Origin of the sequence: Gemmata algarum (assembly GCF_034097035.1) — a bacterium.
Classification (GTDB): domain Bacteria; phylum Planctomycetota; class Planctomycetia; order Gemmatales; family Gemmataceae; genus Gemmata; species Gemmata algarum.
Genome location: NZ_JAXBLV010000211.1, coordinates 82,412 through 96,208, shown reverse-complemented (window position 1 = coordinate 96,208; position 13,797 = coordinate 82,412). Strand labels below are relative to the sequence as shown.

Annotated in this window: 13 protein-coding genes; all 13 read right to left on the bottom strand. The window is 67.7% G+C overall.

Annotation, left to right across the window (positions count from 1 at the left end; all coding sequences use genetic code 11):
* Positions 1-2: 2 nt before the first annotated feature.
* Positions 3-974 (bottom strand): heme o synthase, encoded by a 972-nt coding sequence (gene cyoE, locus R5W23_RS24680; protein WP_261190004.1) that lies wholly within the window; start codon positions 972-974, stop codon positions 3-5.
* Positions 975-1,058: 84 nt separating this feature from the next.
* On the bottom strand, positions 1,059-2,180 hold the full coding sequence (locus tag R5W23_RS24675; protein ID WP_320688615.1) for a COX15/CtaA family protein: 1,122 nt from the start codon (positions 2,178-2,180) through the stop codon (positions 1,059-1,061).
* A gap of 62 nt (positions 2,181-2,242) precedes the next feature.
* Positions 2,243-3,418, bottom strand: coding sequence for a c-type cytochrome (locus tag R5W23_RS24670; RefSeq protein ID WP_320688614.1), 1,176 nt, complete (start codon positions 3,416-3,418; stop codon positions 2,243-2,245).
* A gap of 21 nt (positions 3,419-3,439) precedes the next feature.
* Positions 3,440-3,781, bottom strand: coding sequence for a cytochrome C oxidase subunit IV family protein (locus R5W23_RS24665; RefSeq protein ID WP_320688613.1), 342 nt, complete (start codon positions 3,779-3,781; stop codon positions 3,440-3,442).
* Between the two features lie 127 nt (positions 3,782-3,908).
* On the bottom strand, positions 3,909-4,715 hold the full coding sequence (locus R5W23_RS24660) for a cytochrome c oxidase subunit 3 (RefSeq protein WP_320688612.1): 807 nt from the start codon (positions 4,713-4,715) through the stop codon (positions 3,909-3,911).
* Positions 4,705-6,465, bottom strand: coding sequence for a cytochrome c oxidase subunit I (locus tag R5W23_RS24655; RefSeq protein WP_261190009.1), 1,761 nt, complete (start codon positions 6,463-6,465; stop codon positions 4,705-4,707). Before R5W23_RS24655 ends, R5W23_RS24660 begins: the two co-directional genes overlap by 11 nt.
* On the bottom strand, positions 6,466-7,560 hold the full coding sequence (gene coxB / locus R5W23_RS24650) for a cytochrome c oxidase subunit II (RefSeq protein ID WP_261190010.1): 1,095 nt from the start codon (positions 7,558-7,560) through the stop codon (positions 6,466-6,468). It abuts the gene before it with no gap.
* Positions 7,557-8,708 carry an SCO family protein gene (locus R5W23_RS24645; RefSeq protein WP_320688611.1) on the bottom strand — a complete coding sequence of 384 codons (1,152 nt, stop codon included), beginning with the start codon at positions 8,706-8,708 and terminating at the stop codon, positions 7,557-7,559. Before R5W23_RS24645 ends, coxB begins: the two co-directional genes overlap by 4 nt.
* Positions 8,705-9,460: a hypothetical protein gene (locus R5W23_RS24640; protein ID WP_320688610.1), complete on the bottom strand. Its 756-nt coding sequence runs from the start codon at positions 9,458-9,460 to the stop codon at positions 8,705-8,707. The genes R5W23_RS24645 and R5W23_RS24640 overlap by 4 nt, the downstream gene beginning before the upstream one ends.
* Positions 9,450-10,949, bottom strand: coding sequence for a hypothetical protein (locus tag R5W23_RS24635; RefSeq protein WP_320688609.1), 1,500 nt, complete (start codon positions 10,947-10,949; stop codon positions 9,450-9,452). Before R5W23_RS24635 ends, R5W23_RS24640 begins: the two co-directional genes overlap by 11 nt.
* Positions 10,946-11,764: a c-type cytochrome gene (locus R5W23_RS24630; RefSeq protein ID WP_320688608.1), complete on the bottom strand. Its 819-nt coding sequence runs from the start codon at positions 11,762-11,764 to the stop codon at positions 10,946-10,948. Before R5W23_RS24630 ends, R5W23_RS24635 begins: the two co-directional genes overlap by 4 nt.
* Complete coding sequence (locus R5W23_RS24625; RefSeq protein ID WP_320688607.1) at positions 11,761-12,360, bottom strand: DUF3341 domain-containing protein; 600 nt, start codon at positions 12,358-12,360, stop codon at positions 11,761-11,763. Before R5W23_RS24625 ends, R5W23_RS24630 begins: the two co-directional genes overlap by 4 nt.
* Entirely contained in the window at positions 12,357-13,796 is a 1,440-nt protein-coding gene (nrfD, locus tag R5W23_RS24620; RefSeq protein ID WP_261190016.1) for an NrfD/PsrC family molybdoenzyme membrane anchor subunit, read from the bottom strand. Before nrfD ends, R5W23_RS24625 begins: the two co-directional genes overlap by 4 nt.
* Between the last annotated feature and the right edge of the window lies 1 nt (position 13,797).

Sequence of the window (13,797 nt, the reverse complement as noted above, 5' to 3'; positions counted from 1 at the left end):
ATTCACTTCACCAGGAGGACATCGATCATGAGCAGCGCGAACACGCCCGGCAGGTAGAACAGCGACGAGAGCAGCACCTTACGGGCCTTGCGGTCGGTGCGGTCGAGGGCGAACTCCACGGTCCGGCGGAGGAACGAGAGGCCGAACAGGACCGCCCCCACGCCGAACAACCAGCCGCCCAGCCCGGCGAGCGGGACCAGCACCGCCAGCGGGAGCAGCGCCGCGGCCGTGACCACCATCGCGAACGCCGTCAGTTTGCCCGTCGGGTCGGACCCGGGGAGCATCTTCAGTCCGCCGGCGGCGTAGTCCGCGCGGTACATCCAGGCGATCGCGAGGAAGTGCGGGAGTTGCCACAGGAACAGGATGGCGAACAGCGCCGCCGCCCCTTCCCACTCGGCCCCGCCCCAGCCCTGTGCGGCGTACCACCCGATCACCGGGGGCAGCGCACCGGGCACCGCGCCCACCACCGTGTTCCACACGGTCCACGTCTTCATCGGCGTATAAACGAACGCGTAGGCGATGAACGTGAGCGCCGCCGCGACGGTCGCCGCCGCGCCGGCGGTCGCCGCGAGGTACGCCAGGCCCGCGCCCGCGAGCCCGGCGCCGACCGCGGCCACTTCCTCGGGAGTCAATCGACCCGACGGCAGGGGACGCTTGCGGGTGCGGCGCATCTTGGCGTCGATGCGTCGCTCGAAGAGTTGATTCAGCGCGCTGCCGCCGGCGGCGACCAACCCGGCACCGATCAGCGTGTGGAGCAGCGTGCTCCATCCGGCGCTGCCGCCCGCGGCCAGCAGGTACCCGGCGCCGACGGTGAACAGTGCCATCACCGCGATCTTGGGCTTGGTCAGTTCGAGGTAGTCCGCGAGACGCGAGGGGGCGTGCGCCTTCGGCGCGGCGACGGCGGCGCCCGCACCCGCCCCGGTGCCGAGCGGGTTGAGCGTGTCGGCTTCGCCGGTCAACGTCACCTTCATCATCGCGCGTCTCCGCGGAAGTGTGTTCCGACCGAGTCCGGTGCGTCGGGGCTTGCGCATGCGCCGGGGCACCGGAATCGTGAGTGTTCAATGTACAATTTTGCCCGCTCGCCGGCCGCCGAGCCGCAGGGCCAGCGCCAGCGACGCGGCCCACACGCCGCTGCCCACGAGCGCGTGGAACGTGCGAATCGCGCCGCCCTCGGGAGTGACCGGCACCAGCTCCGGCAACATGTACGCGCCGAACTTGGCGAGCCACGCCTCGATTCCGAGATACAGTTGTACCACCAGGAGCGCCGCCAGAACCCACGTTACGCCGCGTGCCCGTATCAGAGCCGCCGGATCAACCACTACAGCCCTCAGCACCCACACCGCGAGCCCCGTCGCGAGGAACGCGGTCGCGAAGTGCAGCCGCTGCGACAGCGGCACGGGGTAGTGTCGCACCATCGCCCCGAACGCGACCTGCACGAACACGACGACCGCTAAAACCCCGGCCCACCGCCCGAGCCGGCGCGTCTCCGTTCCGGCGCCGTACCGTGCAGAGAGCACCGCAACCGCGGTGAGCAGCCCCAGCACCACCTGCGCGAATATCCCGTGAAACGCGGCCAGATCGGTGCCCACCAACTCGTTGAGCTTCACGCGGAAACCGCCGAGCAGGCCTTGGATCATCACCGCGACGAGCGACAAACTCCCCAGCAAACGCACGAGGGCCGCTGGCGTGCGTGCGAGCAGTCCGGAGACCGCCACCGCGATCATGTTCACCGCGCCGAACACCGCAACTCCGGCCGCGCCGACGGGTATCGTCACTTCCGCCGCGGGCGTGTTGTGTTGCGTTCGCAGCCCCCGGTGGAACTCGCTGTAGCCCGCGATCAGCACCGCCGCCCCGGCCAACGCCCACCAACGGGCGACAACGCGGGGCTCGGTCCGCCACAAGCCGCCCGCCAGCACGATCACGATGCCGCCGATGTTCCAGCCCGCGATCCGGTGCGAGTGTTCCAGGAAGAACGCGTAGTCCTTACGGAACCGCTCTTTTTCGGACTCGGTCGCGGTGCGGAACACGTACCACGGCTCGGTGGGCCAGACCGGGTCGGCCATGCCCGCGCCGAAGCTGGTGACGAGTTGCCCGATGGCGAGCAGTACGAGCGTGGCGAGCACCGCCAGCACAGCCCACACATGCAGCCACCGCGGAACGGGACGGATGGAGTCAGTCATCGGTGAAACGCTCGGAATCGCAGTGAGCCGGCGGCCCGTCGGGGCGACCCGGGCCGCCGTTCTTATTTCGGGTACACGGTGCCGCGCACGTCTTCGGGCAGCCGGCCCGGATACGGTAATGACCGCACGAGCCGCACCAGATCCCACACTTGGCGGTCGGAGTATTCCGGGTGGGCCGGCATGCCGACGGCGGGAATCCCGAACCGGACCCGGGCGAACACGTCCTCTGGTCTGGAACCGGCCTTCAGCGTCGTGTCGGTCAGGTTCGCCGGCTTGGCGACCGTGCCCCACACCTCGTAACGCAGGACCGGTTTGCGCCCGAACTCGCCGTGACAGCTCGCACACGAGTTATCGGCCTTGGCGGTGAACAGCGCGAGCCCGCGCCGAACCGCGTCCTGATGCTTCGGGGTGCCGGGTTCGCCGTCGTCCGGCTCGGCGGGCAGTAGCGGCGCCGCCTCGGCCTGCTCCCACTCGTGGAGAACGGCCCGGGTGCGCGCCGCGTGGTCGTCCGCCCGACCCTCCGCCGCGGCCCGGAGGCCCTCGAACTCGACCTGCCCGCGCACCGCGAGGTACACGACGTACCCTGCCAGCAGGTCACGCTCCCCCTCTTGCAGCCGCGCGAAGGACGGCATCGGCGTGGCCACGAGCCCGTCCGCGATGACGCGCACGAGGTCCGCGCGACGGGGCTTTCCGCTCGCGCTGCTCGTCACGAACTTGAAGACGCCCTGGCGGTAGTCTCGGGGGAAGGGGATCGTCGCGCTGGACGTGCCGCGACCATCGCCCGCAAGGTTGTGACACTGCTGACACTTCGCGCGGAAAAGCTTGCCACCTTCGGCGAGGTGCGCGGCCGTCAGCTTGAGGCGGGCCACGGTTTCTCCCTCTACCGCAACTGTCGGAGCCGCCGGAGTACCGAACGTGATCTTCAGGAAGGCCTCGACCTTCGCACGCTCCTCAGCCGGAATTGTGGCCGGGTCCGCGGTCTTGCCGCCCAGCGAGTCGAGTGCGGCGATCTCGTCGTTGCGACTATTCGGGTCGTTGACCGCCGCCGCGGGTTTGTCCGGCAGTTTCAGCACGAGCCGGTCGGCACGCGAGGGGAACGTGAAGTTCGGCGGGTACTCGGGCTGCTTACCGCAACCGCTGGTGAGGCCGATCAAAAGCACCGGGGCGAGGGCCGCTACGGGCAGCGCGGCAACCGCCGCGACCCGAAACCGCCCCCGCCCCGTGTGTCGAGCCGTCATCGGAATCCGGTCCTTCCGGCGTCAGCCGGTCACAACGTACTGTCGGGTCATGTAGTCGCCCAGGAACAGCACGAACATGATCCCCATCCAGAACAGTGACGACAGTGCGGTGAGGATCACCACCTTGTCGCCGTGCCGGAGGTGCATGAAGTAGTACGCCACCAGGCCGGCCTGGATGGTGCCGATCAGCAACTGCATCGGCAGCGTGAACTTGCCCGGCCCGATGCTGGTCGAGAGGCCGATGTTCGCGAGCGAGAGCGCCACCACGGCGGCGAAAACGGTCAGCAGGAGTCCGGTTCCGTCCGCGCTGACGCGGATGCCGTGCGGGTCGCTCGGGTCGGCGGACGTGTGCGGGTGCGACATTGAAGAACCCCGGTCGGGATCGCGTGCGTGTTGTGAGGCGGAACAAGGCTCTGCGCGGTCCCGCCGTTGAGCGGCTTATGAGGGGGGGACTGCGCAGAGCCTTGTCCCCCCAATCGGCATCGGAGCGTTAGTGGTGCGCCCCGGCGCCGGCCAAGTACAGCAGCGGCATCAGGAACAGCCAGATCGCGTCGACCAAGTGCCAGTAGAGGCTCACCACCTCGACGGTGCTGTAGTTCTCCGGCGGCACGGTCCCGCGCCACGCCTCCCACGCCACCCACAGGATGCACCCGATCCCGACGATGATGTGGATGCCGTGGATGCCCGTCATGATGTAGTAGAAGCACAGGAACAGTTGCACCTTGCCCGGGTCCAGAGCCGAGTGGCCCGCGCCCTCACGGTTGTGAAGAGCCAGTTGGGCCGCCCAGTGCTGGATCTCGGGGTGCTTGTTCGCGTGGTTCTCCTTCACGAACTTCTCGGCGTCCGCGTCGCTCAGCGGAGCGAGCTTGGTCGCAGCCTTGTCGTACTCCGCCCGGAACGGCGCCCCGGCGACGTAGCGCTCCTCGAAGTCGTTGTTGTACTCGAACCCCTTCACCACCATGAACGCGGACGCCAGCGCCGCGGTGATGAGCAGGTTGCGGATCACCGCCGCGCGGTCGCCCAGCTTGGCCGAACGGATCGCCAGCGTGATCGTCAGGCTGCTGGTGATCAGCAGCATGGTGTTCACGGTCGCGAAGGTCCGGTTCAGGTACGAGCTCGCGAACACGAACTCCGCCGGATAGTACATCCGGTAGATGGTGTACGCCGCGAACAGCCCGCCGAAGAACAGGATCTCCGTCGTCAGGAACATCCAGATCCCCAGCCGCTCGCACGCGTGCTGCTGGCCGAGATCCTCGAAGTGGTGCTTGAGCACCGGTGAGTGGGTGCTAGCCGACAACTTCGGTCTCCTTCTTCATGGGGCCTTCGGGGCCGGTGACGCCGCTGCGGTGCGCCGGATCGTCGATCGAGCCGGGAGGTTCCGGCAGCCCGCGCCCCATCTGGTCGACGCCGATCGCGTACTCGTACGGCCCGCACACCACGACCGGCGTGGCGTCGAAGTTGTGGACCGTCGGGGGGCTCTGGGTCTGCCACTCCAGACCCGTGGCGCTCCACGGGTTGGCGCCGGCCTTCTTGCCGAAGAACAGCGACAGCGGCAGGTAGATCGCCGGCAGCAGGTACCCCAGGCCCAAGATGCTGGAGCCCGCGGTGGACATCACGTGGTAGAACTGGAACTCGGCCGGGTAGTTCGGGTACCGCCGCGGCATCCCGTGGTACCCCATCACGAACTGCGGGATGAACGTGAGGAAGAACCCGACGATGATAATGATCGAGGCGACCCGGCTCCACCAGTCGGAGTACATCCGGCCGGTCATCTTCGGCCACCAGAAGTGGACCGCGGCCATGTACGCCAGCACCATCCCGCCCACCATCACGAAGTGGAAGTGGGCCACCACGAAGTAGGTGTCGTGCAGGTGGATGTCGGTGCCCAGCGTCGCCAGGAACAGGCCCGTGAGCCCGCCGATGGTGAAGAGCACCAGGAACCCGAGCGACAGGAGCATCGGCGCGTGGAACGTGATCGACCCGCGGTACAGGGTCGCCACCCAGTTGAACACCTTGATGGCCGACGGCACGGCCACGAGCATGCTGAGCAGGCTGAACAGCAGCGCCGCGTAGAAGCTGATCCCCGCGACGAACATGTGGTGCGCCCACAGCAGGAAGCCGACCACCGCGATGCCCATGCTGGACCACGCCACCGCGTGGTACCCGAAGATGTTCTTGCGGCTGAAGCAGGTGAGGATCTCGCTCACCACGCCCATCCCCGGCAGGATCATGATGTACACGGCCGGGTGGCTGTAGAACCAGAACAGGTGCTGGAACAGCAGCGGGTCGCCGCCGATGCTCGGGTCGAAGATCCCGATGCCCCAGGCCCGCTCGACCATGAGCAGCACCAGCGAGATCGCCACGACGGGCGTCGCGAGGAGCTGGATCAGGCTGGTCGCGTACAGGGACCATACGAACAGCGGCAGCCGGCCCCACGTCAGGCCAGGGGCGCGCATCTTATGGACGGTCACCATGACGTTCAGCCCGGTCATGATCGAGCTGAAGCCCGAGATGAACGCGCCCATCACGCCCGGGATGACCACCGACTGCGCCGCGCGGGTGCTGTACGGCGGGTACAGGGTCCACCCGGTGTCGATGCCGCCCGCGAGCACGGCCCACGCGGAGCACGTGGCCCCGATCATGAACACATACCAGCTCGCGATGTTCAGCTTCGGGAACGCCAGGTCCTTCGCCCCGACCATGAGCGGGATGAAGAAGTTCCCCATCACCGCCGGCACCGCCGGGATGAGGAAGAAGAACAGCATCAGCACGCCGTGGGCGGTGAACGCCCGGTTGTAGGCGTCCTCGGTCATGATCGCCCCGGTCGGGGTGACCAGGTTCGCGCGGATCAGGGCCGCGAAGAACCCGCCGAGCGCGAAGAACACCGAGATCGAGATCAGGTACAGGATCCCGATCCGCTTGTGGTCGACGGTGAACAGCCACGACCAGATGGTGTGGGACACGTTCAGGTAGTTGACCGGCTGCTCCGCCGGCTCCGGCGGGACCGGGGCCGCGGCCGGCCCGCGGTGCGTTACGACGGTGCTCATTTACTTCTTCTCCGGCGAGGTCGTTCCGCGTTCGGTCGGCGTGGTCGGGGCCCCGACGGGCGGCGGGAACTGCTGGTTGTTCTTCGGCGTCTGGCCCCGGCCCAGCTTGCGGATGTAGGCCACCAGGGCGTTCATCTCGTCGGCCGAGACCTGGGTCTCGTCGTACGCCGGCATAATCTTCTCCCACCCCTCGACCTGCTTCAGGCGCGGGCGGCGGATCGACTCGATGATGTAGTGGTCGTCGGCGACCTCTTTGCCGCCCCCGGCGAGCGGGACGGTGCTGCCGTACAGCCCCTCCAGCACCGGCGCGCGGGCCTTGGCGTCGGCGCTGTGGCAGTTGATGCACTGGAGCTTCAGGAAGAGCTGCTGGCCCTGCTGGGCGAGCGACCCGTCCACCGGGTTGTCGGAGCCCTGCAAAGGCTCGTAGCCCTGCAAGAACTTCCGGTACTCGTCCTCCTGCACCACCGCGATCTTCCCGACCATCAGCGAGTGCCACGTGCCGCAGTACTGGTCGCAGTAAATGTGGTACTCGCCGAGCTTGGTCGGCTGGTACCAGACGCTGGTGTAGCGGCCCGGGAGCACGTCCACCTTGGAGCGGAACGCGGGCACCCCGAAGTCGTGGATCACGTCCTCGGACGTGAGGGTCAGCTTAACAGGGCGGTTGACCGGCAGCACCAGCTTGCCGATCGAGTTCCGCTCGGCCTGGGTCATGTTGGCGGGGTTGCCGCCGATGATGACCCGCTGGCCGTTCGGGTACTGGGCCTTCCACATCCACTGCTTGCCGATGATGAAGACCTCTTCGGCGTCGGCCGGGGCGTGGGTGTGGTGGTTGTAGACCATCACGCCCCACGCGTAGAACGAGAGGAACACGAACAGCGGGATGATGGTCCAGGTCAGCTCGAGCCGGGTGGAGCCGAGGATGCGCGGCGTCGAGCCGTTACCCTGGCCGCGGCGGTACCGGACGCAGAAGTACGCCAGCACCGCGTACACGCCGAGCCCCACCAGGCCCATCGTGATGGACATGTACCAGAACAGGAACTCGAACTGGTCCGCCAGCGTGGAGGCCCGCTCGGGAACTAACGGCAACAGGTTCATGCGGTCCCCTCGGGGGGCAGTGTGGGATTCGGGCCGCCCGCCGCGGCGGCTGCGGCGAGCCGCGCCCGCGAGCGGTGCCAGGCGTACAGCGCGCCGCCCGCAACGACGTAGTACGGCACCAACAGTTTCGGTGACAGCGTCATGGCCGCGTCGGGCGACGCGAGGATCAGCGCGACCAGCCCGAAGAACGGCACAATAATCAGGCCCAGCGCGTACGGCAGCGCGTCGCGGAGGAACACGCCGAGCAGCTTCTCGCGGTTCAGTGCCAGGAACACCCCGCCGACGACCAGCACCAGCGTCACGATGCCGCCGAGTTGGACCACCCGGAGCACGTTCAGCGAGTACCCCTGGTGCAGCCGGTCGTACCGGTAGCACAGCATCAGCACCCGGTCGGCGAGCGACCCGCCCTTGCCGTCGGCGGCTTCGACCAGCGACAGCCGCAGCGTGGTCATCGGCTTGGTCGTCTTCCCGTTCGGGCCGACCACCTCGGGGCCTTCGACCGGGTACTCTTTGTCATAGCCGATGCCGTAGAAGTACCGCGTCACCTTCCCCTCCGGGGACAGGATGATGAGCGCGCTGGGGTGGTTGTACTCTTTCAGCATCTTGTCGAACTCGAACCGGTAGCCGACGCCGTCGAGCAGCACCTGGACCGCGTCCTTGGTGCCGGTCAGGAACCGCCAGCCCGCCGCGGCCGCTTCGTCGCCGTACTCGCCCACGTAAGCGGCCTTCTTCTCCGTCGCCAGCCCGCCGTGCTCCTTCGGGTCCATGCTCACCGTGACGACGTTGAACTGCTGGCCGATGGAGTAGTTGTGCTGCTTTCGCATGTCGCGGAGCGCCTTCACGAGCCCGTTCAACACTTCACTGCACAGCATCGGGCACCGGTAGTACACCGGCACCAGAATTGTGGGCTTGCCGCCGATGCACTCGCGCAGGGTGATCGGTTTGTCGCTCTCGTCGCGGAACGCGACTTCGAGCGGCACCTGGGCGCCGATCATTTCGTCGATCCGCGCCTCGTACTTGTTGCTCCGCGGGCGGTCGTGTTCGGGCACGACGCCGTCGGGACCGGCCGCAGCCGGCACCGGCAGCACGCACACAACCGCGAGGGCCGCGAGCAGGGCAACGGGCGAGAATCGCGAACCGCGAATCACGACTTGCCTCCCTTGGCGTCCTTGGGCGGGGCGGGGGCGGCATTCTTCGGGGTCGCGGTTTCGGGCAGCTTCGGCGACACCGCTTCAGCCTTACCGAACCCGCGGCCCGCGTTCGCACCCGTCACCGCGGTGGCCGACGCGTCCGCCGGCAGCGGCGGGGCGGACGACTTGAACAGCTTCTTCAGGGCCTCGTCGCCGAGCGAAAGCGTCTTGTCGAGGCCGATGCGGTCTTTCCCGTTCACGAACAGCTCCGGGTACCGGTCCTTGTTCGGGACCAGGTCTTCCGGGTGCAGTTCGGGCGAGTTGCCCGCCTTCACGCTCAACTCGGGCCGCGTGATGGCCCGGGACTCCCCGTCCCGCAGCTTCAGCGGCTCGAGCCGCGGCTGGTCGACCTCTTTGCCGCGCCCCGTCCGGGCAAGCCGTTCGTTCAGCGGCGCCTTGTTCCGGGCCTGGGCCTGCGGGTGGGCCGCCGGGTCCAAGTGAGCCGGGGCCAGAACCAGGAACACTGCGGTCGTGATGCCGAACGCGAGGACGAAGAAGAACACCACCAGCGCCGGGACGCTGAGCACCGTCTTCGCGTCGTACACGTCCTCTTCGTACCCGCGGGCGATCACCTCGGGCGCGGGCGGGCCGCTCGTGTCGTGGTCGTCGTGCGACGGCTGACCGGGGGCCTTCGGCGCGAGTACGTTCACGGGGTCGGCCCCGGGGTTCGGCGACGGGGTCGGGCCGCCGTGCAGCGGATCAGTGGCCATGTTCGTGTCCCTCCGGCAGCAGGAACGCCTGGTTGTCCGGGAAAATCGGCCGCTGTTTGAGCTGGTACACGAAGTACAGCAGCCACAGCCCGCCCACGCCCAGCACCGCGCCAACGTCCATCAGGAACGCCGGGAACTTGCTCGGCGGGGCGCTCGGGGCGATCCACCAGATCACGTCGATGCCACAGATCACCAGCAGGTACAGCGCCACGACCCGCAGCCGCTTCGGGTGCAGTTTGATGCCGCGGAACAGCAGCAGCAGGAACGGCAGCGCGAAGTGCAGCGCGATCAGCGCGGCGGACACGTACCACCAGAACGACCGGTCCCCGGACTCGTTCGACCGCTTCAGGTAGAACGGGATCTCCTCGGGCAGGTTCCCGATCCAGATCAGCATGAACTGGCTGAACGAGGTGTACGACCAGAACAGGGTGAACACCAGCATCAGCGTGGCCATGTCGAGCTGGAACTTCGGCCGCATGAACCCCTTGAACGGGGGGCGGTCGGCGATCAGCAGGAACAGCGCCAGGCAGAACGCGAACGTGGTGAGGAACGTGTTCACCGTGAAGATCACGGGGAACATGGTGCTCGACCAGCCCGGCTCCAGCGACATCACCCACATCGTACACGCCGCCGTGTTGATGATCGCGTAGAGCACCAGCCCGATCGAGGAGATGTTCTTGAGCTTCTCCAACCCGGCGTCCACCCGGCTCGGGTCGGTCGCGTCCGAGGTCTCCTTGCCCCAGCGGTTGAGGAAGAAGATCAGGACGCCCCACACCGTGAAGCACACGGCGCTGGTGATCATGAACCCGGGCACGGAGGTGAACCCGTAGATCCCCTCTTCTCGCTCCTTACGCTCGGCCGCCTTCTGCACCTCGACGGCCTTTTGCAGCATCCGCTTACCGAGCACCTCGGTCTTCTCGCGGTTCTTGTTGATCTCGTGCCCGCCGTCTTTTTGGGCGTGGTCGTCGCCCTTGGCGTGCTCGTCCGCCTTGGCATGGGCGTGGTCGTCGTGGCCCGCGTCCGCGCCGTGGTCGTCGTGCGCGTGGAACGGGTTGGACCACCAGTACGGCGACAGCGGGGCCTCGTGCGTCTCGTGGTTCTTGAACGCGACCGCCGCGGCGATCGGCAGGAAGAACAGCACGAGGAGCGGGAGCGTCCGCGTCGCGGCCTCCAGAGGCCGCGTCAGCAGCAGACCCCACGAGGTCTTCGCGACGTAGCGGATCATCAGCAGGGCCAGCGCGCCGATCGGCAGGCTGAGCCAGTAGGTGTAGCCGGACAGGTACGCGACGAAGAACCGCGCCTTCGCGTCGTGCTTCGCCTCGACCCCTTCGGCGGCGCCGAGGTTCAGGAAGCCGGCGATGGCGAACACGGCCCAACCGACGACCGCGAGGATGACCCCGGTGCGGGTGTAGGCCGACCAGTTGGGCTGGTCCGTGTGCGCCGGCGCGGCGTGTCCGGTGCCGTGGGGGGCAGCGGGGTGCGTGCTCACTTCTTTCCTCCCGCCTCGTCGACCAGCTTCTTAAGTTCGGGGGGCAGCTTCGCGGCGTCGGCGCTCTGGCTCAGTTGCAGCAGCCGGACGTACGCGATGATCCGCCACCGGTCCGTCGCGTCGATCTGCGCGGAGTAGCTCGGCATACCGCCGTACCCCTTCGTGATGACCTCGAAGTAGTAGCCGACCGGGGCGTCCGGCATGGCGACCTCGTGGCCCCACAGTTTGTACCCGCGGGAGTACCCCAGCTTCTCGGCCGGGTTCTTCAGCTTGACCTCGTCCGCCGTCACCTCTTTGGTGTGGAACGAGGTCGGCGTGAGGTACCCGCGCTCCCAAATCTTGCCCTGCCCGTTCCCGTAGGGGCCGTGGCACACCGCGCAGAAGATGGTGTACCGCTCCTGGCCGCGCTTCAGGTCCGCGTGGGTCATCTGGAACGGGTACTCGTCGACGAACACCTTGGTGGCGTCGCCCGGGGCGAACCGCGGCGCGCCGAAGGCGCGGGTCTTGCGGTCCTCTTCCGACACCGTCACCGCGTCCAGCTTCGCGATGGGGCGGCTGTACTCGTAGGCCCGCTTCCACTCGTCCTGGGTCAGCCCGGTCACGAGCGGGTCGCTCTCCAGGTACTGCCCGCGGTGGATCGTGTTGCGTTCGATGGGCCGGCTGGCCCGCTTGTCCGGGAAGAACTCGGTCTCTTCCAGCGGCCGGTAGTACGGCTGGTCGGACATCTTCTGCCGGCACCCGCCCGCGAGCGGGAGGGCGGACAGGAGGGCCAGGGCCAGCAGCCGGGCGCGTGTTCCGCGTTGCACGGTGCTCATTCCATCACCTCCTCGACCGACAGCGGGTGGAGGCCGTTAAAGAGCTCGCGGGCCTTGGCGGCGTCGAACTGCGGGTCCGTCGCCTCGATGCACACGAAGAACCGGTCCCGCGAGGCCCGGTCGAACTTCGCGCTGTTGAACAGCGGGTGGTTGAACCGCGGCAGCCCGCACAGCGCCATCAGGCCGAAGAAGCCCGACAGCGCGGTGGTCAGCACCATCATCTCGAACGTGACCGGCACGAACGACGGCCACGAGAAGTAGGGCCGGCCCGCGATGTTCAGCGAGTAGCCGTACGTGTTCGCCCAGTACTGCATGATGAAGCCCGCGCACGCACCGGTGAGCCCACCGATGAACATGATCGGCCCCATCTCGCTCTTGGGGAAGTTGAGCGCGTCCGCGGCCTCGCCCACCGGGTACGGGCTGTAGGCGTCCACGTGGGTGTAGCCCGCCTTGGTCGCCGCCGCCGTGGCGTGCGACATCTGGTCGGCGGTCTCGAACTCGGCCAGGACGCCCCACAGCACGGGCACGGTGGGGTCCGGGTGGTGATGCGCGTGACCCGCGTCGTGGGCCGCGCCCGGGGTGACGGTCGTACTCATGGCGCGTTCTCCATGATCGAGTGGCCGCCGCCGCCGCCCTGCTTCTTGGGCAGGAGCTCGCGCATCTCGGTGATCGAGATCATCGGCAGGTATCGGAGGAACAAGAAGAACAGGAACAGGAACAGGCCCACGGAGCCGATCATGGTCGCGTAGTCCCAGACCGTCGGGGCGTACTGGCCCCACGCGCTCGGCAGGTACTCGCGGGTCAGCGTGATGACGATCACGTACCGCTCGAACCACATCCCGATGAGCACGCAGACGCAGTTGACCTCGAGCCAGAACGCGCTGCGGCGGACCCGCTTGGACCACAGCAGCGTCAGCGGGATCACGCAGTTGAACCCGATCAGGCACCAGTACGACCAGCCGTACCGGCCGAACACGCGCTCGAGCGTCGTGCCCCACTCGTAGAGGCTGTGGCCGTACCAGGCCATCCAGATCTCGGCGAAGTAGCCGTAGGTGACCAGGAACCCGGTCGCCAGCATCACCTTGCCGCAGATGTCCAGGTGGTGGTCGGTGAAGAAGTCCTCGAGCTTGTACCACTTGCGGACCGGGATGGCGATCGCCACCACCATCGCGAAGCCCGAGTAGATGGCCCCGGCGACGAAGAACGGCGGGAAGATCGTGGCGTGCCACAGCGGCACGATCGACACGGCGAAGTCGAAGGACACCACCGTATGCACCGAGAGCACCAGCGGCGTGCTGATGCCGCCGAGGATCAGGTAGACCTTCTCGTACCGCCGCCAGTGGATCGCCGAGCCGCGCCAGCCGAGGGCCAGGAGGCCGTACACGACCCGCTGCCACCGCTTCTTGGCGTCGTCGCGGAGCGCCGCGAGGTCCGGCACCAGCCCCAGGTACCAGAACACCAGCGACACGGTGAAGTACGTGGTGACCGCGTACACGTCCCACGCCAGCGGGCTGCGGAACTGCGGGTACACGCCGGCCACGTTCGGGAACGGGTACATCCAGTAGGCGAACCACGGGCGGCCCATGTGGATCAGCGGGAACACGCCCGCGCACATGACCGCGAAGATGGTCATCGCCTCGGAGAACCGGTTGATGCTCGTGCGCCACTTCTGGTGCAGCAGGAGCAGCACGGCGGAGATCAGCGTGCCGGCGTGGCCGATGCCGATCCACCACACGAAGTTGACGATCGCGAAGCCCCAGGCGGTCGGGACGTTCAGGCCCCAGACCCCGGTGCCCCAGTAAAAGAGCCACGCCACCGCGACGCCCAGGATCTGGAGCAGCGCGAAGCCGGCCAGGAACCCGATCCACCAGCCCCGCGGGTGCTGGCCGTCGAGGACCACGCTGCCGATCGCGTTGCCGACCGAGACCAGCCCGTGCGGCTTCTGGTCGTACACGCTCTTGACGAGCGCGTGCATCTCGGGCTCGAGCGGCAACTCGGTCGAGCGCGCGGGAGGATGTTCCGCTGTCGCCACG

Excerpts from the sequence above, each read along its gene's own strand:
- R5W23_RS24640 (WP_320688610.1), bottom strand. The coding sequence starts at position 9,460 with ATGGCCACTGATCCGCTGCACGGCGGCCCGACCCCGTCGCCGAACCCC.
- R5W23_RS24625 (WP_320688607.1), bottom strand. The coding sequence starts at position 12,360 with ATGAGTACGACCGTCACCCCGGGCGCGGCCCACGACGCGGGTCACGCG.
- R5W23_RS24665 (WP_320688613.1), bottom strand. The coding sequence starts at position 3,781 with ATGTCGCACCCGCACACGTCCGCCGACCCGAGCGACCCGCACGGCATC.
- R5W23_RS24630 (WP_320688608.1), bottom strand. The coding sequence starts at position 11,764 with ATGAGCACCGTGCAACGCGGAACACGCGCCCGGCTGCTGGCCCTGGCC.
- R5W23_RS24670 (WP_320688614.1), bottom strand. The coding sequence starts at position 3,418 with ATGACGGCTCGACACACGGGGCGGGGGCGGTTTCGGGTCGCGGCGGTT.
- R5W23_RS24655 (WP_261190009.1), bottom strand. The coding sequence starts at position 6,465 with ATGAGCACCGTCGTAACGCACCGCGGGCCGGCCGCGGCCCCGGTCCCG.
- coxB (WP_261190010.1), bottom strand. The coding sequence starts at position 7,560 with ATGAACCTGTTGCCGTTAGTTCCCGAGCGGGCCTCCACGCTGGCGGAC.
- R5W23_RS24675 (WP_320688615.1), bottom strand. The coding sequence starts at position 2,180 with ATGACTGACTCCATCCGTCCCGTTCCGCGGTGGCTGCATGTGTGGGCT.
- cyoE (WP_261190004.1), bottom strand. The coding sequence starts at position 974 with ATGATGAAGGTGACGTTGACCGGCGAAGCCGACACGCTCAACCCGCTC.